This window comes from Shinella sp. GW821-FHT10F02 (genome assembly GCF_058809275.1).
The window spans coordinates 641,217-664,683 of the sequence record NZ_JBXASL010000001.1 but is presented as its reverse complement, the minus strand read 5'-3'; the positions used below and the strand labels follow the sequence as shown (position 1 = coordinate 664,683).

Annotated in this window: 20 protein-coding genes; 8 read left to right on the top strand and 12 right to left on the bottom strand. The window is 64.6% G+C overall.

From position 1 onward, the window contains the following. Positions 1 to 7: 7 nt before the first annotated feature. The 6 genes from AC1RWL_RS03040 to AC1RWL_RS03015 form a co-directional block, all read right to left on the bottom strand. Positions 8 to 1,300 (bottom strand): hypothetical protein, encoded by a 1,293-nt coding sequence (locus tag AC1RWL_RS03040; RefSeq protein WP_493093316.1) that lies wholly within the window; start codon positions 1,298 to 1,300, stop codon positions 8 to 10. Then, the gene (locus tag AC1RWL_RS03035; protein ID WP_493093317.1) at positions 1,293 to 2,051 is read right to left on the bottom strand and encodes an ABC transporter ATP-binding protein; all 759 of its coding nucleotides are present in this window, start codon (positions 2,049 to 2,051) and stop codon (positions 1,293 to 1,295) included. The genes AC1RWL_RS03040 and AC1RWL_RS03035 overlap by 8 nt, the downstream gene beginning before the upstream one ends. Continuing rightward, positions 2,044 to 3,126: a FecCD family ABC transporter permease gene (locus AC1RWL_RS03030; RefSeq protein WP_493093318.1), complete on the bottom strand. Its 1,083-nt coding sequence runs from the start codon at positions 3,124 to 3,126 to the stop codon at positions 2,044 to 2,046. Before AC1RWL_RS03030 ends, AC1RWL_RS03035 begins: the two co-directional genes overlap by 8 nt. Continuing rightward, positions 3,107 to 4,174: an ABC transporter substrate-binding protein gene (locus AC1RWL_RS03025; RefSeq protein WP_493093319.1), complete on the bottom strand. Its 1,068-nt coding sequence runs from the start codon at positions 4,172 to 4,174 to the stop codon at positions 3,107 to 3,109. The genes AC1RWL_RS03030 and AC1RWL_RS03025 overlap by 20 nt, the downstream gene beginning before the upstream one ends. A gap of 108 nt (positions 4,175 to 4,282) precedes the next feature. Beyond that, on the bottom strand, positions 4,283 to 4,948 hold the full coding sequence (locus AC1RWL_RS03020) for a DUF2161 domain-containing phosphodiesterase (RefSeq protein ID WP_493093844.1): 666 nt from the start codon (positions 4,946 to 4,948) through the stop codon (positions 4,283 to 4,285). Positions 4,949 to 5,010: 62 nt separating this feature from the next. Next, positions 5,011 to 6,447: a helix-turn-helix domain-containing protein gene (locus AC1RWL_RS03015; protein WP_493093320.1), complete on the bottom strand. Its 1,437-nt coding sequence runs from the start codon at positions 6,445 to 6,447 to the stop codon at positions 5,011 to 5,013. Between the two features lie 125 nt (positions 6,448 to 6,572). Here AC1RWL_RS03015 and AC1RWL_RS03010 point away from each other — a divergent pair, with 125 nt between their 5' ends. The 5 genes from AC1RWL_RS03010 to AC1RWL_RS02990 all read left to right on the top strand — a co-directional run bounded on the left by AC1RWL_RS03010 (position 6,573) and on the right by AC1RWL_RS02990 (position 14,100). Next, positions 6,573 to 8,105: an acyl-CoA carboxylase subunit beta gene (locus tag AC1RWL_RS03010; protein ID WP_493093321.1), complete on the top strand. Its 1,533-nt coding sequence runs from the start codon at positions 6,573 to 6,575 to the stop codon at positions 8,103 to 8,105. Between the two features lie 113 nt (positions 8,106 to 8,218). Next, positions 8,219 to 10,222, top strand: a complete 2,004-nt coding sequence (locus AC1RWL_RS03005) for an acetyl-CoA carboxylase biotin carboxylase subunit (RefSeq protein ID WP_493093322.1) — start codon at positions 8,219 to 8,221, stop codon at positions 10,220 to 10,222. Next, a complete protein-coding gene (gene scpA, locus AC1RWL_RS03000; RefSeq protein ID WP_493093323.1) occupies positions 10,222 to 12,348 on the top strand; it encodes a methylmalonyl-CoA mutase in 2,127 nt (708 codons plus the stop codon). Before AC1RWL_RS03005 ends, scpA begins: the two co-directional genes overlap by 1 nt. Positions 12,349 to 12,357: 9 nt before the next feature. Then, positions 12,358 to 12,759 (top strand): methylmalonyl-CoA epimerase, encoded by a 402-nt coding sequence (mce, locus tag AC1RWL_RS02995; protein ID WP_493093324.1) that lies wholly within the window; start codon positions 12,358 to 12,360, stop codon positions 12,757 to 12,759. Positions 12,760 to 12,885: 126 nt separating this feature from the next. After that, positions 12,886 to 14,100: an adenylate/guanylate cyclase domain-containing protein gene (locus tag AC1RWL_RS02990; protein WP_493093325.1), complete on the top strand. Its 1,215-nt coding sequence runs from the start codon at positions 12,886 to 12,888 to the stop codon at positions 14,098 to 14,100. Here the strand turns inward: AC1RWL_RS02990 and AC1RWL_RS02985 are convergent, their stop codons facing one another. Continuing rightward, on the bottom strand, positions 14,101 to 15,024 hold the full coding sequence (locus AC1RWL_RS02985; protein WP_493093326.1) for a LysR family transcriptional regulator: 924 nt from the start codon (positions 15,022 to 15,024) through the stop codon (positions 14,101 to 14,103). A 105-nt stretch (positions 15,025 to 15,129) separates the two neighbouring features. On the opposite strand from AC1RWL_RS02985, the gene AC1RWL_RS02980 reads away from it, so the two are divergent. Further along, positions 15,130 to 15,744, top strand: coding sequence for a pyridoxamine 5'-phosphate oxidase family protein (locus AC1RWL_RS02980; RefSeq protein ID WP_493093327.1), 615 nt, complete (start codon positions 15,130 to 15,132; stop codon positions 15,742 to 15,744). Positions 15,745 to 15,792: 48 nt separating this feature from the next. Next, on the top strand, positions 15,793 to 16,647 hold the full coding sequence (locus AC1RWL_RS02975) for an alpha/beta fold hydrolase (RefSeq protein ID WP_493093328.1): 855 nt from the start codon (positions 15,793 to 15,795) through the stop codon (positions 16,645 to 16,647). A gap of 47 nt (positions 16,648 to 16,694) precedes the next feature. Here AC1RWL_RS02975 and ggt read toward each other — a convergent pair whose 3' ends face one another. The 3 genes from ggt to AC1RWL_RS02960 form a co-directional block, all read right to left on the bottom strand. Beyond that, positions 16,695 to 18,287, bottom strand: coding sequence for a gamma-glutamyltransferase (gene ggt / locus AC1RWL_RS02970; protein ID WP_493093329.1), 1,593 nt, complete (start codon positions 18,285 to 18,287; stop codon positions 16,695 to 16,697). Between the two features lie 32 nt (positions 18,288 to 18,319). Continuing rightward, entirely contained in the window at positions 18,320 to 18,994 is a 675-nt protein-coding gene (locus tag AC1RWL_RS02965; RefSeq protein ID WP_493093330.1) for a GntR family transcriptional regulator, read from the bottom strand. Positions 18,995 to 19,079: 85 nt separating this feature from the next. Next, positions 19,080 to 19,949: a LysR family transcriptional regulator gene (locus AC1RWL_RS02960; RefSeq protein ID WP_493093331.1), complete on the bottom strand. Its 870-nt coding sequence runs from the start codon at positions 19,947 to 19,949 to the stop codon at positions 19,080 to 19,082. A 93-nt stretch (positions 19,950 to 20,042) separates the two neighbouring features. Here AC1RWL_RS02960 and AC1RWL_RS02955 point away from each other — a divergent pair, with 93 nt between their 5' ends. Continuing rightward, on the top strand, positions 20,043 to 21,023 hold the full coding sequence (locus AC1RWL_RS02955) for a bile acid:sodium symporter family protein (RefSeq protein ID WP_493093332.1): 981 nt from the start codon (positions 20,043 to 20,045) through the stop codon (positions 21,021 to 21,023). Here AC1RWL_RS02955 and AC1RWL_RS02950 read toward each other — a convergent pair. Then, on the bottom strand, positions 21,020 to 22,651 hold the full coding sequence (locus AC1RWL_RS02950; protein WP_493093333.1) for an FGGY-family carbohydrate kinase: 1,632 nt from the start codon (positions 22,649 to 22,651) through the stop codon (positions 21,020 to 21,022). The genes AC1RWL_RS02955 and AC1RWL_RS02950 overlap by 4 nt on opposite strands. Positions 22,652 to 22,715: 64 nt before the next feature. Then, positions 22,716 to 23,444, bottom strand: a complete 729-nt coding sequence (locus tag AC1RWL_RS02945) for an SDR family oxidoreductase (protein ID WP_256115010.1) — start codon at positions 23,442 to 23,444, stop codon at positions 22,716 to 22,718. Positions 23,445 to 23,467: the final 23 nt, after the last annotated feature.

The following is a 23,467-nucleotide window of genomic DNA, read 5'->3' as shown; positions in this document are numbered from 1 at the left end:
GTTTCCGCTAGAACAAGAACTCGCCGATAGAGAGCTTCCTAAGTGCCACGGCGATATTGGCGACCAGCGCCTCCTTCTTCGGACCATGATCCGGATAGCGGGTCATGTTGTCGCCATTGTGCATGAAGACATAGCCGCCCCGGCCCGTTACCGTCGGATATTGCCAGATCCAGTCCGCCGGCTTCGGGTCGTGCGCGGGGCCGATGTCGGTGAGCCAGATCGCTCCGGGCGGCGGGTCGGTCCAGCCGCGGGCATACTGGCCGAAAACGCCTTGCCACCCGTCGAACCCCTCGCCGAGATCGGAGAAGATCCCGAAACGATCGTCGCGCAGGCGCACCTTGATGTTCGTGAAGGGACGCGGAGAGACGGCATGGAACGGCGCCATGAAGGGGAGCCATGGTTGGCACGGCTCCGCACACAGGATCAGGTTTCCGCCGTACTCCAGAAATGCCAGCAAGTCGTCGGCTCGGCTCTTCAGGAAAAACTCGTCATGGCTGCTGGGAATGTAGAGCGTGTCCGTCGCGCCGAGCAATTCCGGGCCGAGCTGGTAGAGGGGAGTGAACTGGGTCTCGAAACCCGCCTGCCCGAGGCTTTCCCCGATCCATTCGGGGCGCCACTCCGAGGGCACATGCGAGCATTGCAGATAGGTGAACCGGTTGCGCAGGGGCCGCTCGATGCCGAGTTCGCGGTTGAGCCAGGGATAGAAGGACTGCAAGAAACGCGTGGTGGCCGGCATGAAGCGCTGGCCGTTGTGCGAGTGCGGGTCCAGCGTCGTCAGCAGCAGGCGCCCGCCGCCCGGCAGCGATGGAAAGTCGAGGAACAGGCTGCCGCGTCCATCGTCGATCTCCAGTATCGAGCGCGCGCCGTCCGGAACATTGTAGGAGCCGCCCCAATGCCAGCTCATATGCGAAAGCGGCATGCTTTCGGTGATGGGATGGTGCGGCTCGGAGAACCGGACCTCCAGCTTTTCGCCCTTCGTCCACCACAGCCAGTCTCGGCAGTTGCCGGGCGTCCATTCCAGGCCCGGAATGTCGAGCCAGTCGGCGTGACCCTGGAGGCACACGACAAGAAACCCGCCGCCGTAGAGATAACCGTTCAACTGTTGCGCATGGGGGAGCGCTGCGGCCGCATCCATCGCGTCCGGCATGACCACCGCCGCATAGGACGACAGGTCGACCTTCGGCAGGTCGTGGATGTAGATGAGATCGTCGATATAGTGGCGAAAATCCTGGAAGCTCCTGAGCTGCCAGCTGTTGCCCCAGTGGATATAGGCGATGCGTTTGCCGGTCGCTTCAGCCATCGATCACCACTCCCTCATGGCGGAACACCGGTGCGTAGGTATGCTTGGCAAGCCCGGAAAAGTCCGCGCGCGCGATCGGCAGGTCGTAGAGCGCCGTCAGGTTTTCCGCATTGAGCGCATCCGCCGTCGGCCCGCAGACATAGCTGCTCCCGCTGGTCATCAGCAGCACGTCGCTGGCGATCTCCACCGCATGCTGCGGCATATGGGTGGAAAAGACGATCGTCATGGCGTGGCTGTCGCGCAGGTGTTCGAGCAGGCTCAAGACCTTGTCCTGGTTCTTGTAGTCGAGCGCGGCACACGGTTCGTCAAGCACCAGCAACTCACATTCCGAGGCGAGCGCCTGGGCGATCATCACCAGCTGGCGCTGGCCGCCGCTCAGCGAATTGAAAGTCTGCGGCTCGAACTCCTCGATGCCGAGCATGTGGAAATAGTGCCGCACGATCTCGTAGTCCCGCTTGCCGGGGGCGCCGAACAGGCCGAGATGGCGCGCCCTTCCCATGAGCGCGATATCGAGGGCGGAATAGGAGAACGGCACTTCGAAGAGCTGCGGCACGAAGCCCACCTGCCCGCCGATCGACAGCCGTCCGGACCTCGGTTTTATCAGGCCGATCAGCGTGTTGATGAGCGTGGTCTTGCCGACACCGTTGGCGCCGAGCACGGCCAGCGTCCGGCCGCGCTCCAGGCGGAGGCTGTAATCCCGAAGGATGATCCTGCCGCCGCGCTCGACGGTAAGGTCGCTTGCCTCAATCACTGGACCAGCCTCCCTTCGCATGCAACCGGCGCAGGATCACGGCGAAGACCGGAACGCCGATCAGCGCGGTGATGATGCCGAGCGGAATTTCGGCGGTCGTCACCGTGCGCGCCAGATTGTCGACCATCAGCAGGTAGATCGCGCCGAGCACGCCGGAGACCGGCAAGAGCCGCTGGTGATCGGCCCCGACAAGCGCGCGGGCGACATGCGGAATGACGAGGCCGACCCAGCCGATAATGCCGGACGTCGCGACCACACCCGCCGAGATGAGCGCCGAAGCGACCAGGATGATCCATTGCACCAGCACGACCCTCGTGCCGAGCGCGCGCGCCTTCTCCTCGCCAAGCGACATGATGTTGATCTGGAAGCGCAGCAGGTAGATCGCGATGGCGGACGGCACCACCGCCGCGGCGACCAGCAGCACGTCCAGATAGTTGCTGGAGGCGATGCTGCCCATCAGCCAGTAGGTAATCGCGGGCAGTTTCTGGAAGGGATCGGCCAGCAGCTTGGCAATCGAAATCGCCGCCGAAAAGAAGGCCGAGATGACGACACCCGCCAGAACCAGCGTCAGCATGCTGGTGCGGCCCCGCACCGTCGACAGCAGCTTGACGAGAAAGACGCTGCCGATGCCGAAGAAGAATGCCATGGCCAGCAGGAGATACCCCTGCCAGCCGATGAGGATCGCCAGCGTGCCGCCGAAGCCGGCGCCCGAGGTGACGCCGATGATGCCGGGATCGACCAGCGGATTGCGGAACAGCCCCTGGAGGGCAGCCCCCGAAACGGACAGGCCGAAACCGATGATGACGGCCGCCATGATGCGCGGCAGGCGGACCTGCTCGACGACCACCTCATGCACCGGATCCCAATAGGGCGCGACCAGCGGATGGACGTTGCCGATGAGGATATAGGTGACGTCGCGCACCGACAGGTCGTAGCGCCCGATCGTCACCGAATAGAGCACGACGGCAACCAGCAGGGTGATCAGCGCTGGAAGGATGGAAACCGAAGCCAGTTTCCGGCCAAGCCAGCCGGTTCTCACCTTGCCGGCCGGCGCCTCAGCCGAAGAGTTCGGCATATTTGTTCGCCGCGGCGTTGCTGTCGGATTCGAGGATCGCCTTCACCTGGTCGTCCGTCAGCTTGGCGCCGTAAAGGAGCTCATAGATGCCGGCGATCTGCTTCTTGAAATCCGGTGCGAAGTCGGCGCCATGCGCGATGGCCGCAAGCCATTCCGAGGTCAGGAAGATTTCCGGCGCATCCGGCGTGCGGGCGAAGACCGGCTGCTTATAGACCCGCTTTTCCTTGACCGCCTTCAAGCTCGCCAAAACCGGATTGTCGAAGAAATCCTTGGGGTTGAGGTCGTCGGCATAGGCGGGGATGATGATGATGTCGGGGTTCCAGACGAGCAGTTGCTCGAAATCGATGGTGCGCCACCATTCGCCGGTATTGTCCGCCGCCGGATTGCTCACTCCGCTCAGCGCAAGGTTCTGCGAGCCGTTGGCGATGACCTGAATCTGGTCAGCCACCTTGTCGATATGCAGGACGGTCGGAAGGGCTGCTGCATCGAGCTTGGCGACCTTACCGTCGAGCGTCTTCAACGTATCAGCCTGCGCCTTCAGGATCGCCTGCGCGCGGTCGTTGCGGCCGGTCATGTAGCCGGTAAGCGTGAGGTAGTCGAGGCGGTCCTGCTCCGTGCAGCATTGCCATCCGACCACAGTGAGGCCGACGCGCTCCAGCGGCTCGATGATCTTTTCGTCATGGGTCCACTGGATGACAGCATCCGGCTTCTGCGCGAGGATCGCCTCGACATTCGGCACGAAACCATCCTGGGCGGCGCTGGCATTGATCTTGGCCATTTCCGGCAGCATCTCGGCATAGATGCCCTTGGTGAAATAGCGCACCAGCGAATCCTTGTTCATGCCGGCAATGCTGTCCGCCTTCGCATCGACCGCGCGGTAGATGATCGGCGCGGAGCGGACGATCGTGACGACCCGTTCCGGGGGCTTTGCAAAGGTGATCGTCTTTCCGCGGTGATCGACGAACGAGCTTTCGGCGTGCGCGGTCGCCGGCAGGAGAAGCGCCAGGGACAAGGCCAGTGCGGAAAACGTCTTGGAACTGCGGGACATGGATCACTCCTCCGATAGGGCGCCGGCTCGCTCGCGGCGACGAAAATATCATGAGCGTGATAGTCATGTTATTACTGTCTGTCCAGCGCGCGGAAGGCCGGCAGCCCGCTATTTCGCGCTCTCGGTCGTCCGCCTCGAATTCTCCACAGCCAGCGCGCCGGCATCGCTGAGCCTGTAGACGCCCTTGTCGACCTTCTCGAACCAACCATAGTAGTTTTTGAGCAGGATCTGGCCGGCGGTGGGCACGATCGGCTTGAGGTCGCGCGGCCGTTGCGGGCCATCTGCCATGGCGGCGGCGCAGGCGAGCGCCTGCTGGCGGTAAGCCGTCATGATCGGCACCTTCGTCGAGCCGCCGAGCGCCGGGTCGCCGGCGCGCTTGCGGTGCTCCTTGACCAGCCGGGTGCGGCGCTTCGGGTTGCTGCGGGGCATGGGGGATACCGAGCTCACGATGATACTCACCTCGCCGGTATCCGACACGCCAAGCATGCCAAATCCGAGCCGGCGGCAGAGGTCGCGATACCGCTTGTCGCTCTCGCGCCCCCTGCCTTTGACGGAAATGCGGGCAGCAATCCACACCTCGTCGGCCATCGTGGCGCGGTCGACGGCCTGCAGGATTAGTTCGAGATTGAAGACGAGTTTCAGCTCGCCGATGACCACCACGGTCGGATCGCCCTCGCTCAATCCGACGAGATCGCAGCCTCCGATCTCGCCCTTGACCGTATAACCGGCATTCTCAAGAAAGGTTTTGATCGGGAGGTAAAGCGAAGTTTCCATGTCGGCCTGAAATCCATGTCGGCGATGCCCATTGGCACGGGTCTTGTCGGTCAATATCCCCGTCAGGACTGCGGCGCATCCCCCACCGGACGGATCGAGTACGGGATCGTGCGGCGCGTATTGTGCTCGATGACCAGGCGGCCCTTGAGGGGCGGCACGGCGCGGCTGGCGCATTGGGTCCGCTCGCAGATGCGGCAGGAAATGCCGATCGGGTCGTAGGCGCTCGCATTGGTGAGGTCCATGTCGTCGGCGTAGACGAAGTTTTCTGCGTAGGAAACCTCGCACCCCAAGGCCAGCACATAGTGCTGCTGCGGCTGGCGGAATCCGCGCCCGCCACGCGAGACCTGCATGGACAGACAGAGATAGCGCACGCCATCCGGCGTCTCGGCGAGCTGCCGGGTGATGCGGCCGGGGCTTTCGAAGGCCTGGTGTGCGTTCCACAGCGGACAGGCCGCGCCGAAGCGGGCGAATTGCAGACGGGTCGCGCTGTGGCGCTTGGTGATGTTGCCCGCCCGGTCGATGCGGGCGAAAAAGATCGGAACGCCTTTCTGGCCGGGCCGCTGAAGCGTCGACAGGCGATGGCAGACCTGTTCGAGGCTCGCGCCGAACCGCGCCGCGAGCAGATCGAGATCGTGCCGCACCTCGCGCGCCGCCGCCATGAACCTGCGATAGGGCAGCAGCAATGCACCGGCGAAGTAATTGTGCAGGCCGATGCGACAGATCTCATAGGCTTCCGTCGCGCGGAAACCGGCGCCGGTCGCAACGCTGTCGACGACCGTCTCCGCATGAAGCTGCGCGATCTGCAGGGCGATCTGGAAATGGCGGGTCGGCGCGGGCAGATAGGGATTAAGCGTGAGCACGCGCGCCTCGGGATCGTAGGCGCGTACGAGGTCGTCGTTCTGCGTTGCGCGCGCGAGCCTCACCCCATAGTGCCGTTCGAGATAGCCGGATAGAACCGGCCCCGGATCCGCATCGCCGATGCCGATCTCGACCGCCAGCGCTTCCGCAAGCAGATCCAGATCGCCGATATAGTTGTCGACGAAGTGGAAGAAGTCGCGCACCTCCTCGTAAGGCGTCGCTTCGACGGAGGCCAAGCTGCGGCCCAGCGTGTCGTTGATGCTGGCGAGCTGTTCTGAATTGTGGCGATAGGCCCGGTGTGCGGCAATGAGAGCGTGGGCGAAGCCGGGTGCATTCTGGGTGACGAGCTTCAGCTCCTGAAGGCTCGGCGTGTAGCCGTCGAAAAGCGTGTCCGTCAGCGTCTCCGACAGCGCCGAAACCAGCCGGTCGCCCTCCCCGCCGGAGAGTTCGGCAAGGTCGATGCGGAATTTTTCCGCGAGCGCCACCAGCACGCCCGCCGAAACCGGACGCTGGTTGTTCTCGATCTGGTTGAGGTAGGAGACGGAAATGCCGAGCCGCTCGGCGAATTGCGCCTGCGTGGCGCGGTTCGCCTGGCGCAGGTCCCGCACCTTGCGGCCGATATAGAGTTTGTTCGCAGCCATGTTTGCAACTTTGCAAATTCACTTTGTAAAATGTGTAACGCTTACATGTGCACCCGATCAAGCGTTCATTTCTGCCGGCATCCGCCCTAAGCAGGGTCAAGTTGACCCTTTCCATGGACGGACCGATGCACGCAATTCTCGACCAACTCGAAGCCCGCCGGCAGGCGGCGCGGCTCGGCGGCGGCCAACGCCGCATCGATGCCCAGCATGCCAAGGGCAAGCTGACCGCGCGCGAGCGCCTGGACGTGCTGCTCGATGAGGGCTCCTTCGAGGAATACGACATGTACGTCACCCACCGGGCGGTAGAATTCGGCATGGCCGAGCAGAAGGTGGCTGGCGATGGCGTCGTCACCGGCTGGGGCACGATCAACGGCCGGCAGGTCTATGTGTTCAGCCAGGACTTTACAGTGCTCGGCGGTTCGCTGTCGGAAACCCATGCGCAGAAAATCTGCAAGATCATGGACATGGCGGTGCGCAACGGCGCGCCGGTGATCGGGCTCAACGATTCGGGCGGCGCGCGCATCCAGGAGGGCGTGGATTCGCTCGCCGGCTATGCGGATGTCTTCAAGCGCAATGTCGAGGCGTCCGGCGTCATCCCGCAGATCTCCGTCATCATGGGGCCATGCGCGGGCGGCGCGGTCTATTCGCCGGCTATGACCGATTTCATCTTCATGGTGCGCGATTCATCCTACATGTTCGTCACCGGCCCGGATGTGGTGAAGACCGTCACCAACGAGATCGTCACCGCCGAGGAACTGGGCGGCGCGCGCACCCACACGCAAAAATCCTCCGTCGCCGACGGCGCCTATGAAAACGACATCGAGGTGCTGGAGCAGGTCCGCGCCCTGTTCGATTTCCTACCACTCAACAACCGCCAGAAACCGCCGCTGCGCCCGTTCCACGACGACCCGGCGCGGCTCGAGGCACGGCTCGACACGCTGGTCCCCGACAGTTCCAACAAGCCCTACGACATGAAGGAACTGATCACGGCGGTCGCCGACGAGGGCGATTTCTTCGAGATCCAGGAGGCTTTCGCCCGGAACATCATCACCGGCTTCGTGCGCATCGAGGGCGAGACGGTCGGCATCGTCGCCAACCAGCCGATGGTGCTGGCCGGCTGCCTCGACATCGATTCCTCGCGCAAGGCCGCCCGTTTCGTGCGCTTCTGCGATGCCTTCAACATCCCGATCCTGACCCTCGTCGACGTGCCGGGTTTCCTGCCGGGCACCGCACAGGAATATGGCGGCGTCATCAAGCATGGCGCCAAACTGCTCTTCGCCTATAGCCAGGCGACCGTGCCGATGGTGACGCTGATCACGCGAAAAGCCTATGGCGGCGCCTATGACGTGATGGCCTCCAAACATATCGGCGCGGACGTGAACTATGCCTGGCCAACCGCCGAGATCGCGGTGATGGGCGCCAAGGGCGCTGCCGAAATCCTCTACCGCTCGGAGCTTTCCGACCCGGAAAAGATTGCCACCCGCACGAAGGAATATGAGGAGCGCTTCGCCAATCCCTTCGTCGCAGCCGAGCGCGGTTTCATCGACGAGGTCATCATGCCGCACTCCTCGCGCCGCCGCATCGCCCGCGCCTTCGCTTCCCTGCGGGGCAAGCAGGTGGAAACGCGCTGGAAGAAGCACGACACGATTCCGTTGTAACCTCCCCTCCGTCATGCCCGGGCTTGACCCGGGCATCCACATTCTGATGCCCGCGGCCGTTATGGGTCCTCGGGTCAAGCCCGAGGATGACGGGCGGATAGGTAAGAGACTGCATGTTCAAGAAAATCCTGATCGCAAACCGCGGCGAAATCGCCTGCCGGGTCATCAAGACCGCGCGAAAACTCGGCATCGCCACCGTCGCCGTCTATTCCGACGCCGACCGAGGCGCGCTGCATGTCACCATGGCCGACGAGGCGGTTCATATCGGCCCCGCGCCGTCATCCCAGTCCTATATCGTCATCGACAGGATCATCGAGGCCATCCGCAAGACCGGCGCGGACGCGGTGCATCCGGGCTACGGCTTCCTGTCGGAAAACGCCGCTTTTGCCGAGGCGCTGGAAAAGGAGGGCGTCGCCTTCATCGGCCCGCCCGTGGGCGCGATCCAGGCGATGGGTGACAAGATCACCTCCAAGAAGCTCGCCGCCGAAGCCGGCGTCAGCACCGTGCCCGGCCATATGGGGCTGATAGAGGATGCCGACGAGGCGGTAAGAATCGCGTCTCGCATCGGCTATCCCGTGATGATCAAGGCCTCGGCCGGCGGCGGCGGCAAGGGCATGCGCATCGCCTGGAACGATGCCGAGGCGCGCGAGGGCTTCCAGTCCTCCAAGAACGAGGCGAAGAGCGCCTTCGGTGATGACCGCATCTTCATCGAGAAATTCGTGACACAGCCGCGCCATATCGAGATCCAGGTGCTCGGCGACAGACATAGCACCACGCTCTATCTCGGCGAGCGCGAATGCTCGATCCAGCGGCGCAACCAGAAGGTCGTGGAAGAGGCCCCCTCGCCCTTTCTAGACGCGGCAACACGCAAGGCGATGGGCGAACAGGCCGTGGCGCTCGCCAGGGCCGTCGGCTATCATTCCGCCGGCACGGTGGAATTCATCGTCGATGGCGACCGCAATTTCTATTTTCTCGAAATGAACACGCGGCTCCAGGTGGAACATCCGGTGACGGAACTCATCACCGGCATCGACCTCGTGGAGCAGATGATCCGCGTGGCGGCCGGCGAGAGGCTGGCCTTCGGGCAGGAAGACGTGCGCCTCGATGGCTGGGCCATCGAAAGCCGGCTTTATGCCGAAGACCCCTACCGCAATTTTCTGCCCTCCATCGGCCGCCTCACCCGCTACCGTCCTCCGGTGGAAGGCCGGCAGGCGGATGGCACCGTGGTGCGCAACGACACTGGCGTCTTCGAGGGCGGCGAGATCTCGATGTACTACGACCCGATGGTCGCAAAACTCTGCACCTGGGCGCCGGACCGGCTTTCCGCCATCGACGCCATGGCGCGCGCGCTCGATGATTTCGAGGTGGAAGGCATCGGCCACAACCTGCCCTTCCTCTCCGCCGTGATGGGCAATGAGCGTTTTCGCGCAGGGCGGCTCACCACCGCCTTTATCGCCGAAGAATTCCCGGATGGTTTCCACGGCGTCGCTCCGGATGCAGCGGCCGCCCGCCAGCTTGCCGCCGTCGCCGCTTTCGTGCAGCAGGCTTTGCAGGAACGTGCCGCGAAGATTTCCGGCACGATCGGCAACCACCGCCGCATCGTCGGCCGGGAATGGGTTGCAAGCCTTGCCGGCAGCGCGCATGCGCTGACACTGGAAACCGGCCAGGACGGCCTTGCCGTGCACTTCGACGATGGCGAAACGCTGGGCGTTGCGGGTAACTGGACGCCCGGCCGCCGCCATGCGGTCTTTACCGTGGCGGGCATGCGCATGGGCGTGAAGGTGGACCTCGTCGGTTCGGCGATCCGCCTGCGCTGGCGCGGCATGGACGTGACGGCGCATATGCGAGAGCCGCGCGTGGCCGCGCTCGCCCGGCTGATGCCGCAAAAACTGCCGCCCGATACGTCGAAGCTGCTGCTCTGCCCGATGCCGGGCGTCATCACCACGCTTCTCGTTGCGGAAGGAGAGATGGTCGAGGCCGGACAGACGCTCGCCACCATCGAGGCGATGAAGATGGAAAACGCGATGAAGGCCGAGCGCCGCGGCACGGTCAGGCGCATCGCCGTCACGATCGGGCAAAGCCTTGCCGTGGACGAAACGATCCTGGAGTTCGAATGATGGCCGGCAAGACTTTTGCGGACTGGGAAGCGCTGGCGGAAAAGGAATTGCGCGCCTCGCCCGAGACGCTGACCTGGCAGACACCCGAGGGCATCGCGGTCAAGCCAGTCTATACGCAGGATGACCTCGCCGGCACCGGCCATCTCGGCTCCGTGCCGGGTTTTGCGCCCTTCGTGCGCGGCCCGCGCGCCACCATGTATGCCGGCCGGCCCTGGACGATCCGGCAATATGCCGGCTTCTCGACCGCTGAAGCCTCCAACGCCTTCTACCGCAAGGCGCTCGCCGCCGGCCAGCAGGGCGTCTCCGTCGCCTTCGACCTTGCCACCCATCGAGGCTATGACAGCGACCACCCGCGCGTCGTCGGCGATGTCGGCAAGGCGGGCGTCGCCATCGACAGCGTGGAGGACATGAAGATCCTCTTCTCCAACATTCCGCTGGAAAAGGTCTCCGTTTCCATGACGATGAACGGCGCGGTGATCCCGATCCTTGCGAATTTCATCGTCGCTGGCGAAGAACAGGGCGTCGCGCGCGAAAACCTGTCCGGCACCATCCAGAACGACATCCTCAAGGAGTTCATGGTCCGAAACACCTACATCTACCCCCCGCAGCCCTCGATGCGGATCATCGCCGACATTATCGACTATACGGCGCGGGAAATGCCGAAGTTCAATTCGATCTCGATCTCCGGCTACCACATGCAGGAGGCCGGCGCGACGCTGGTGCAGGAGCTCGCCTTCACCATCGCCGACGGGCGCGAATATGTGCGCGCCGCCATCGCCAAGGGGCTTTCCGTCGACGAGTTCGCCGGCCGCCTCTCCTTCTTCTTCGCGATCGGCATGAACTTCTTCATGGAGGCGGCCAAGCTGCGCGCCGCGCGCCTGCTCTGGGACCGCGTCATGGACGAGTTCCAGCCGAAGAAAGCCTCCTCGCGCATGCTGCGCACCCATTGCCAGACCTCCGGCGTCTCGCTGCAGGAGCAGGATCCCTACAACAACATCGTGCGCACCGCCTTCGAGGCGATGTCGGCCGTGCTTGGCGGCACGCAGTCGCTGCACACCAATTCCTTCGACGAGGCGATTGCGCTGCCGACGGAATTTTCCGCCCGCATCGCGCGCAACACCCAGCTCATCCTCCAGCACGAGACGGGCGTGACCAAGGTGGTCGACCCACTGGCCGGCTCCTACTATGTCGAAAGCCTCACCCATGAGCTTGCCGAAAAGGCCTGGGCGCTGATCGAAGAGGTGGAGGCGATGGGCGGCATGACGAAGGCTGTGATCGAGGGCCTGCCGAAGCGCCTGATCGAGGAGGCCGCGACCCGCCGGCAGGCCGCTGTCGACCGGGGCGACGAGGTGATCGTCGGCGTCAACAAATACAGGCTGGAGGACGAACAGCCGATCGACATCCTCGAAATCGACAACAGCGCCGTGCGCGCCTCGCAGATCAAGCGGCTGGAAGACATCCGCCGTCGGCGCGACAGGGCGGCCGTGGCCGCAGCGCTCGGGGCACTGGAAACGGCCGCGAAAACCGGCGAAGGCAACCTTCTGGAAGCGGCCGTCGCCGCGGCGCGGGCGCGCGCAACGGTGGGCGAGATTTCCGATGCCATGCGCCGCGCCTTCGGTGACCACGCCGCCGTGCCCGACGTGGTCGGCGACATCTACGGTCCAGCCTATGGCGACGACCCGGAATACAGCACGCTCGCCGCGCGCATTGCCGCGCACGGCGCAAGGCCGAAGATCATGGTGGCGAAACTCGGACAGGATGGCCACGACCGCGGGGCGAAGGTGATCGCTTCGGCCTTCGGCGACCTCGGCTTCGATGTGTTGATGGGGCCGCTCTTCCAGACGCCGGAGGAGGCCGCCGACCTTGCCGTCGGCGCGAAGGTGCAGGTCGTCGGCATGTCCTCGCTTGCCGCCGGACACAAGACGCTTGCGCCGGCGCTGGTGGCGGCTTTGCGCGAACGCGGGGCGCAGAACGTCGTCGTGGTCGTCGGCGGTGTCATTCCGCGCCAGGACTACGACTTCCTGCTAGAGCATGGCGTATCGGCCGTGTTCGGCCCCGGCACCAACGTGCTCGACGCAGCCAATGCCGTGCTCGACCTCGTCGAGGGCCGCATCCGGAACCAATAGGAGAGAGCCATGCTCGGAGCGCTCAACCACGTCGCCATCGCCGTCCCGGACCTTGCGGCCGCCGCCGACCGCTATGCCCAGTTGGGGGCGAAGGTCTCCCCACCCCAGCATCTGCCCGAGCACGGTGTCACCATCGTCTTCGTGGAACTGCCCAACACCAAGATCGAATTGCTCCACCCTCTGGGCGACGCCTCGCCGATCGCCGGCTTCCTGGAGAAGAACCCGGCTGGCGGCATTCATCACCTCTGCTTCGAGGTGGCGGATATCGGCGCCGCAGCCGAGACCGTTCGCACCACCGGCGCCCGCATCCTCGGCGACGGAACGCCCAAGATTGGCGCTCATGGCAAGCCCGTGCTCTTCGCCCATCCGAAGGATTTTCACGGCGCGCTCGTCGAATTCGAAGAAAGCTAGGTTCGACCAGCAAGGGGCTCTATCTTTACAATCGGCGCTTCGGGCGATTGCCTGCGGCGCTGCGCACCTTTATCGATCTTGCTTGACGGGCGCTTCGCGCTTGGCTCTCACCTTCGGAGTGTGTCCTTGGATCAGCAAGAGATCGGCAATATCGTGGACTGGCTCGTGCAGCAGGGGCTGGACGGGACGGACCCGGCCGAGCTGCTCGCGGGCTTCTGCCGCCGCCTCCGCCTGCTGGGCATCGAGCTCGAACAGGCAGTAATTTTCATCGATACGCTCCATCCCGTTCTCGAATCGCAAGGTTATTTCTGGGATATCAAGGAAGAGGCCAATGCCGGGCGGCGGGATTTTCTGCGGCTGGAGGCAACACGCTACGAACAGCAATGGCTCGACAGCCCCTTCCACCACCTTCTGGAAAACGGGCTCGATGAAGTGCGCGTGCTGCTCTCCAACTACGGGAACTATACGTTCCCCGTGCTGGACGACATGCGGGAGGCAGGCCACACCGACTATTTCGTCCAGCTCCACCGGCTGGGAACCACGGCCTCGATCGGCGAGATCGACGGCCTTTTTTCGCGATGGTCGACAAAACGGCCTGACGGCTTCAGCGAAGAAAATCTCGCATGTCTGCGGCGCATTGTGCCAGCTTTAGTGCTTGCCGTGAAATCCACAGCACTTCGCCAGATCACCGGCTCGCTTGCCGAGGTTTACCTCGGGCGCGATGCGGCGAGGCGCGTGCTCAAGGGACGCATCGAGCGGGGCAAGGTCGACAGCATCCACGCCGTGCTCTGGTTCTCGGACATGCGGAATTATACATCGCTGTCGGAAAGCGTGCCCGGCAACGAACTGATCGCCATGCTGGGCGATTATGCCGAGGCGGTCATTTCCGCAGTGCACGGGGCCGGCGGCGATGTCCTCAAATTGATCGGCGACGGCACGCTCGCCATCTTCAACCACGCCGATCCGCAGGAAGCCGCCGCCGCGAGCATCAAGGCGTGGCACGACCTCGCAGAGCGCATAGACGCGCTCAACGCGACACGGCAGGCCGCCGGGCTCGCCACCACGACGGTCCATGTCGGGCTCCATGTCGGCGAGGTGTTCTACGGCAATATCGGCAGCGACGAACGGCTGGATTTCACCGTCATCGGCCCGGCGGTCAACGAAGCCTCGCGCATCGTCGCCGCCACCCGAAAGGTCGATCGTCCGCTGCTGATCTCTGACGACCTGTTTGCCCTGCTCTCCGCGCCGGAGAGCGAGACGTTCGAAGATCTCGGCAAGTTTCGCCTGAAAGGCGTGACGCGCAAAAGGCGGCTGCACGCGCCACGGCGGCAGCAAGCCTGACTAGTCGGCGCTTGCCCCCTGGAATTCTTGTAAGCGGCGTCTGAGCTGCGGCAGGGCGAAATCCAGGAAGCTGCGCATTTTCAGCGGCATCTGGCCGCGCGCCACATGCACCACGTTCACCGGCGCCGGTTCCGGCTCGAACGGCGCGAAAACGATCCGCAGGCTTCCCGCCTTGACGGCATCCGCGACCTGATAGTGGAACAGCCGTATGATGCCGACATGGAGGAGCGCTGCGCGAATGGCAGCCTCGACGGTCGTAACCGAAAGGCGCGGCGTCATCGGGACCAGCACAGATGTCTTCGTCTGCGGATCGGTGAGCCGCCAGTTGGCGGAGGAGCCCGGGCCATCGAGGACGATACAGGGCATCTCCTGCAACGCTGCCACCGTCTGCGGCACACTGTGGACGGCCAGCAGCTCCGGGCTGGCACAGATGACCGTGCGCATCGAACCGACCGTCGTCGCAATCATCGCACTGTCGGGAAGCCTGCCGATGCGCACCGCCATGTCGACGTGGTCTTCCACGAGCTGGACGTTTCGATCGAGCAGCAGCAACCGGATGTTGATGTTGGGAAACAGGCCGAGGAAGTCGGCCACGATCGGCAAGACATGGAGCTGGCCGAACTGCACCGGCGCCGTGATGACGAGTTCGCCTTTGGGCGCGGTAAATTCGCCCGAAACCTCGCGCTCCGCTTCATCCACCTGATCGATGATCCGCCGGGCGGCCGCAAGGTAGGTGATACCGGCATCGGTCAGGCTCAGCTTGCGCGTGGTGCGGACCAGGAGTTTTGCCCCGAGCGCCGCCTCAAGGTCGGAAATCTTTCTGGCGACGGTTGTCAGCGGCACGCCCAGCCGTCTTGCCGCCGCCGAAAAGCTGCCGCTGTCGACGACGTCGATCAGCAGGGACATGGCACCGAGACGATCCATCCATATTCCCATTTTCCGGTTAGGTTATAACCAGAAATAGCCGATTATCCCAAAAACCGAAATGACTAAATTGACGCCATCGAAGTCAATCGTCGGAGCGGGACCATGGGCTATGGATTTATGGACATTGCAGTGACGCCGAGCGTGCGGGCGGTGCAGGCCGAAATGGGCGCCGACGGCATCTGGTCGGACTTTCGGGGGCACCGGGAGTTCGACCGGTTCAGCGAGAACGAAAAAGCCTTCATCGCCGAACGCGACAGCGTCTACATCGCCTCGGTGTCGGAGACCGGCTGGCCCTATGTCCAGCACCGGGGCGGCCCGCGCGGTTTCCTCAAGGTGATCGATGACCAGACCCTGGCCTTCGCGGACTACCGCGGCAACCGGCAGTACATCAGCACCGGGAACTTCGCGGCCAACGACCGCGCCTGCCTCTTCCTGATGGATTACCCGAGACGCGCGCGCCTGAAGATCTATGCCCATGTCGAAAGGCTGGAGCTCGACGAGGATCCGGCGCTGACCGAACTGGTCACGGATGGCCCGTACCGGGCAAAGCTCGAACGCATCTTCCGTCTCCGGCTCGAAGCCTTTGACTGGAACTGCCCGCAGCACATCGTCCCGCGGTTTACCGAAGACGAAATCACCAAGGCCGTCCAGCCGCTGCGCGATCGTCTCGCGCAACTGGAAGCGGAAAATGCCGAACTGAAGGCCCGGTCCGGCTGAATTGCACCGGCTTCATCTCCACCGAAATCACCCTACTGGAGCATAACCATGACACATCCCACTTACCGCAGCGTCGATGTCGACGGCTTCGAAATTTTCTACCGCGAGGCCGGCGATCCGGCGAAGCCGTCTCTCCTGCTGCTGCATGGCTTTCCGACATCCGGCCACATGTTCCGCGACCTCATCCCGCTGCTGGCGAAGGATTTCCATCTCGTGGCGCCGGATCTTCCGGGCTTCGGCCGCTCGGCGCTCCCCTCGCGTGATCAGTTCGCCTATACGTTCGACAACCTCGCCAAGGTGATCGGCCGCTTCACCGAGGTCGTCGGCCTCGAAAAGTTCGCCGTCTATGTTTTCGACTACGGCGCACCGACCGGCTTGCGCCTGGCGATGGCCCATCCGGAACGGATAACGGCCATCATTTCCCAGAACGGCAACGCCTATACGGAAGGGCTGAGCGACGGGTGGAACCCGATCGAGCGCTACTGGCGCGATCCGACGGCGGAGAACCGCGAGGCGCTGCGGGGGATGCTGGGCGAGGACGCCATTCGCTGGCAATACGAACACGGCGTTTCCGATCCCACGCAGGTCTCGCCCGACGGCATCGCGCTCGATCTCTTCTACCTGCAGCGTCCGGAGGCCGACGAGATCCAGCTCGACCTGATGCTGGATTATGCGAGCAACGTCGCCCTCTACCCCGCCTTCCACGCCTATTTCCGGGAACATCAGCCGAGGCTTCTGGCGATCTGGGGCGACAAGGACCCCTTCTTCCTGCCGCCTGGCGCCGAGGCCTACAAGCGCGACCTCCCGAAGGCCCAGGTGCAGTTCCTCGACACCGGCCACTTCGCGCTTGAAACCCATGCCAACGAGATCGCTGACGCGATCAGGGTCTTTCTCAAAGCCTGAGACAGCGGCGAGCGCCGGCCGATCTTCCGGCCGGCGCTCGATGCCCATCAAAGGCCGAGCGCGATGCCGTCCTTGCGCGATTCGGATCCGCCGGTCAGCGTTCCGTTCTCCCAGTCGATGCGGATCGCCTGCGCGCCGCCGATCGGGTCCTCCGCTGGGACGATCGCGAAGCCGCGCCGGCGGAGCTCGTCGGCGGTCGCCGTCGGCAACGTGTGTTCGGCTTCGACCTGCGTGCCGTCGGATTTCGGGATCAAGCGCGGCAGGTCGATCGCCTCCTGCAAATCCATGCCGTAGTCGAACGCCTTGGAAATCAGGTGCGCGTGGCCCATGGCCTGGTAGTAGCCGCCCATCACGCCGAAGGGCATCTCGACCCTGCCGGCGCGCGTGACCATGCCCGGGATGATCGTGTGCAGCGGCCGCTTCAGCGGCGCCACCACGTTCCGATGGCCGGGTTTCAGCGAGAAACTCTGGCCGCGATTGTGCAGGACCACGCCCGAGCGCGGCGCGACGAGACCCGTGCCGAAACTGTCGAAGACCGAGTTGATGAAGCTGACGGCGTTGCGATCGCGGTCGACCACGGAGATGTAGACCGTATCGCGATGCAGCGGCATGTCGAAGGGCGGCAGGTCGGTGAGCGCGCGGCGAAGGTCGATCATGCCGGCAAGCCGGTCGGCGAGCGCATCCGACAGGAACTCCTCCACCGGCACGTCCGCCTTGTCCGGATCGGCAAGCCAGACGTCGCGCGCGGCATAGGCGAGCCGTGTCGCCTCGATCTCGATATGCAGCCGATCGGGCGATTGCGGATCGCCCTTTGCCTCGAAGCGGCTCAGGATGTTGAGGATCAGGAGCGCGACGATGCCCTGGCCGTTCGGTGGGCATTCATGGATCGTGTATCCGCGAAAATCGGTGGTGACCGGCGTGACATAGGCCCCGCGCGCCGTCGCAAAATCTTCCATCGTGTGCAGCCCGCCGAGCGAGCGGAGATAGGACACCATGTCTTCCGCGACGGGGCCGGTGTAGAAGCCGTCACGGCCATCGACCGCGATCCGCTTCAGCGTTTCGGCGAGTTCCGGCTGGCGGTGGACCTCGCCGATTTTCGGCGCGCGACCGGCGGGCAGGAAGATGCGTGCGGCGGTCGGATCGGCCGCCAGCAACCCCTCCTCCAGCGACCAGTCGCGGTGCACGCGCGGCGTGATCGCATAGCCTTCCGCGGCAAAGCGGATTGCCGGCGCCAGGACATCGGCGAACGGAAGTCGGCCATGATCGGCATGGAGTTGCACCCAGGCATCGATCGCGCCGGGAATGGTCACCGCCGCCGGCGACTGGCGGGGCACTTCGGTCAGGCCGCGCTCGGTAAACCAGTCGAGCGTCAGCGCCGCCGGCGTGCGGCCGGAGCCGTTATAGGCGACGACCTTGTCGGAGCCCTCCGGCGCGAAAAGCACGAAACAGTCGCCGCCGATGCCAGTCGAACCCGGTTCGACGGCGCATTGCACGGCGGACGCCGCGATGGCCGCGTCCATGGCATTGCCGCCGGCCTCCATGATCTGCAGGGCCGTCAGCGTCGCGGACGGATGCGATGTCGCCGCCATTGCCTGGCGGGATACGGCGACGGACCGTGTCGGCTTCTCGAAATTGCGCATGCTGTTCCTCTCTTCGTAGCCAGCCGCCGGAATCAGCGCCGGCTCGGGGTCGCGGAATCGGCCAGCAGGGGTGCCGTGCCGAGAATATGCTCCTGCATCACCTGCTCGGCGTGGCGCGCATCGCCCGAGCGCAGCGCCGCAATCAACGCCGCATGCTCTTCCCGGGCGGAGAGCGGCTTGTCGACATAGTCGAACCAGATGCGCATGTAGGGCTCGATGACCACATGCAGCGCCGAGATCTGGTGAATGAGCTTCGGCCGGGCGCTCAGCGCGTAGATCCGGCCGTGAAACTCTTGGTGGCGCACGACCCAGTCGCTGCTGCCGCTCTGGCCGGCGCGCTCCATGCGCGCGAGCAGCCGCTCAAGCTCGTCCAGCACGTCCTCGTCGATGCGGGGAACCGCGAGGCGCACGGCAAGCCCCTCCAGCACGGAGCGCATCTCGAAGGCCTCGTACAGTTCATCGAGCGTGAGGCCGGCGACGATGCAGCCGCGGTTGGGGCGCAGCACCACGAGACCATCCGAGGCAAGCCGCCGGAAGGCCTCGCGAACCGGCATGCGGCTCATGCCGATTTCGGCGGCGATGTCCTCGGGAATCAGTCGTTCGCCCGCCTTGTAGCGGCCGAGACGAAGCGCCTGCTGGATATGGCGATAGGCTTCCTCCTCCGCGGTCGCGGCGGAATTCGGCTGGCTGGAGAAACCTGCGGACATGGCGAGGACCAAAAAAAGTATTTTTGTATCCACTTATCCAATCATCCGCGGATATGCGCCGTCAAGCCGGGGTGCGGCGAAATCGTCAGTCGGGGCTGGACGTCGGGACGAACCCTTTGACGAACCGCTCCCGAACCCGGCGGGAGAAGGCCGAGACGGTGGCGCGATCGGCCGAAGCCGCGGTGACGAGCACGAACTCGACATCCTCCAGAACCGGCAGGTGGGGCGGGACGATCTCGCGAAGTCCGGCCGGGGCGAGGCTGCGCGGCTGGACAAGCACCCCCATGCCGGCCCGCGCCGCCGCGGTCAGCCCGCTGAGGCTGTGGCACGAGCAGACGATGCGCCACGGCGTGCCGCTGCGCTCCAGCGCTTCCATCAGGAGGATCCGGGTGAGGCTCGGCGGCGGGAAGACGATTAGCGGGAGGACGGGTTTCGCAAGCACCGCCTCGGGGTCACTCGCCAGCCAGACGAGCGGTTCGCGAAGCACCCCGTCGCCCCTTTTGTCGCCGATCCTGCGCTTGGCCATGACGAGATCGAGTTCGCCGCGGTCCTGCATTTCGGCGAGCGACTTCGACAGCGCGACCGAAAGCTGGAGATCGACCGAGGGATAATCGGCGATAAAGTCCTCCAGCAATCCCGGCAGCTGCCCGCTCACCAGGTCCTCCGAAACACCAAGCCGGAAGACGCCCCGCGGCGTGTCAGCCTCGAACTGGGCAACGGCCTGGCGCTCCAGCGCCAGAAGCTGCCGGGCGTGCGGCAGCAGGGCCTCGCCATCGGCGGTGAGCCGAACCGTGTGCGTGTCGCGGTGGACGAGCCGCCGGCGCAGGCTGCGCTCCAGGCGTTGCAGATGCTGACTGACGGTCGACTGGCCGAGGTCCAGCCTTTCGGCGGCAAGCGTAAAGCTCTTGAGCTGGGCCACCGTCACGAAGCTGCGCAACTGCACCATATCAAGCATATCGCGATCCTCGATAACTGTTATTCCTTGCATTGTGAATCAGGATATCAAAGATCGGTAGCCTGTCGAGACTGATGGATCCGGACCGCCCCCATGAAAAGCCTGCTCCCCGATACCTTCACCCTGCTTCTCATCGCCGCCGTGGGCCTCGCGTCCCTCCTGCCGATTTCCGGCGAGCCGGCGGCGTGGTTCGGCATTGCCACCAATATCGCGATCGCCGGCCTGTTCTTCCTGCATGGCGCGCGCCTTTCCACCGACGTGGTTATTGCCGGCTTCCTGCACTGGCGCTTACAGATCTTCATCCTGGCGACCACCTTCGTGGTGTTCCCGCTGCTCGGCCTCGGGCTCGGCGTCCTGTCGCCCTGGCTGATCCCGCAGCCGCTCTATCTCGGCCTGCTTTTCCTGTGTGTGCTGCCCTCGACGGTGCAGTCGTCGATCGCCTTCACGTCGATTGCCGGCGGCAATGTGCCGGCGGCGATCTGCGCCGCCTCGACCTCCAACATTCTCGGCATCTTCCTCACACCGGCCCTGGTCGCCATGCTGTTTTCCGCCGGTGGCCATGTCGGCGTGTCGTTCGACATGGTCTGGAAGATCATGCTCCAGCTCTTCCTGCCCTTCGTGGCCGGCCAGCTCTTGCAGCCCTTCATCGGCAAATGGGTGCGCGCGCGAAAATCATTGCTCACGCCCTTCGACCGCGGCTCGATCCTGATGGTCGTCTATCTCGCCTTCTCGGATGCGGTGACGGAGGGCGTCTGGCACCAGCTGGAGGCACAGGATCTGGCCATGCTCGTCGCGCTGGACGCCCTGCTGCTCGTGGTCGTGCTCCTCATCACCAGCCTTGGCGCAAAACTCTTCGGCTTCAACCGCGAGGACCGCATCACCGCCGTCTTCTGCGGCTCGAAGAAAAGCCTGGCGAGCGGCGTGCCGATGGCGGGCGTGATCTTCGCCGGCCAGCCGATCGGTGCAATCGTCCTGCCGCTGATGCTGTTTCACCAGATCCAGCTGATGGTCTGCGCCTGGCTGGCCCGGATCTACGCCGAGCGCAAGGCGGCCGCGATACCCGACGCCGCCTAGCGGATTTCGCGGCTCAGCGCTTGCAGCCGGGTGAAGGCATCGTATCGCTTGACGTGACGGGTGGCGGTTTCGCCGTCCGCCGGGTGATAGGTCCGATCGGTCTTGGAAAGCGCAGCCATCGCCGCACCGACATCCGGGAAAGCGCCGCCCGCGACGCTGCCGAGAATGGCGGCGCCGAGCAGGACGGGTTCTTCGGCGCGCGTTGCCAGCAGCGGTTTTCCGGTGGCGTCGGCCAGAAGCTGGCGGACGAGATCGAGCTGACCGGCGCCGCCGCTGATCACGATCTTGTCAACCGGTGCGCCGGCAGCCGTCTGTGTTTCGATGATCTGGCGCAGGCCGTAGCCGATACCGCAGAGGCCGGCGATGTAGAGCGAGACGAGGTTGTCGAGGTCACGTTCCATGCCGAGTCCGACGATCGCCGCGCGGGCATGCGGATCGGCGAAGGGCGCACGATTGCCGAGGAATTCAGGAACGACGTGTACGCCGTCGGCCAGTTCCACCACGGCGGACAGCGTTTTTGCCTTTTCGGCCGCCAGTTCGGCCAGCAGAACGGGCAGCGAGAGGCCGCGTGTCTTTGCCAGTGCGGTCGCGTCACCAGCCGCCGGATGAAAGGAGAGGAGCTGCTCGATCGCGGCGCCGGCCGCCGATTGCCCCCCCTCGTTCAGCCACATGCCGGGCACCATCGCGGAGAAGTAAGGCCCCCAGACGCCCGGCACGAAGACCGGCTCATGGGTCGAGGTCATGGTGCAGGAGGACGTGCCGAAGACGTAGCCGAGATTGTTTTCCGGCGGGCCATCGACGCCCACCGTGCCGATGCCGCCCGCATGGGCGTCGATCATGCCGGCACCGACCGGCGTGCCGGCGGCAAGCCCGAGCTCTTCTGCCGCGCGAGCGGTGAGGCCGTTGCCGAGCGGCGTGCCGGGCTCGACGACCTGTTGACCGATGCGGGAGAATTCCTCGTCCGCCAGAACACCGAGGCCGATTTCGCGGAAATAGCTCGGGTCCCAGCGTTTTTCATGCGCCAGATAGGTCCATTTACAGGTGACCGTACAGGTGGAGCGGGCGAGATCGCCCGTCGCGCGCCAGGTGAGGAAATCCGCCAGATCGAAGAACTGCCAGGCGGCGTCGAAAACCTGCGGGCGGTTTTCCTTGAGCCAAAGCAGTTTCGGCGTTTCCATCTCCGGTGAGATGCGGCCGCCGACATAGCGCAGCACCTCGTGCCCCAGCGCATTGATGCGCTCGACCTGATCGACGGCCCGGTGGTCCATCCAGACGATGATGTCGCGCTCGGGATTTTCCGATGGGCCGACGGGCAGCGGCGCCCCTTCCCTGCCGAGCACGACCAGCGAGCAGGTCGCATCGAAGCCGATGCCGGCGACCTGTTCCGGCGCAACACCCGCCTTGGCGATAGCATCGCGCACCGACGCGCAGACGGCGGCCCAGATTTCCGTGCTCGACTGCTCGACCATCGCGCCCGCCTCGCGAAACAGCGAAATGTCGCGCTTGCCCGAGGCCAGCATGCGGCCGGTGAGATCGAAGAGGCCGGCTCTGGCGCTTCCCGTGCCGACATCGACGCCGATCAGGTAGCGTTCGCCGCCCGCGGGGCGTGCGGAGGAAGGGGTGCTCATAGGGTCTACCGCCTGCAAATCGGGAACTTTCTTGGCGAGCGGCCTCATGCCGCCCGCCGCTTGTTTAGAGATCGACGCTGTTCGGCAGGATGACCAGATCGCGGATCGTGACATTGCGCGGCCGGGTCAGCATGAAGAGCACGGCATCCGCCACTTCCTTCGGCTGCATCAGGCTGCCATTGGCGAGCGCCTCGTCCATCTTCTCCTTCGGCCAGTCGTCGAGCAGCGCCGTCACCACCGGCCCCGGCAGGACCGCGCCGACGCGCACGCCATGCTGCGATACCTGGCGGCGCGTCGAGTGCACGAAGGCCTGCACGGCGAACTTGGAGGCCGTGTAGATCGGCTCCCAGATGACGGGCACGACACCGGCAATCGAGCTGGTGAACAGGATGTCGCCCGTCTTCTGCTCAATCATGTACGGCAGAACCGCATGGACGGAGCGGAAGGCGGCATTGATGTTGAGGTTCAGCATGCGGTCCCAGGCATCCGGATCGCCCTCCGCCACCGGGCCGCCGATATAGGCGCCGGCATTGGCGTGGAAGACGTCGAGCCCGCCGGCAATCTCCAGGATGCGCGGCAGCATGCCGGACACCTCGGCCGGCTTCAGCAGGTCCACGACGAGCGGCAGGGCGTTGGGACCAAGCTCTTTGCAAAGCTGTTCCAGCTTGTCCTGCGCCCGGTCGACGAGCACCACCTTCGCGCCTTCGGCAAGCAAGGTCCTGGCGCATTCGAGGCCGATGCCGGATGCGGCACCCGTGATGGCGGCAATCTTGCCCTTCATGAGGTCAGCCATGGTCTAAAACTCCATTCAATATG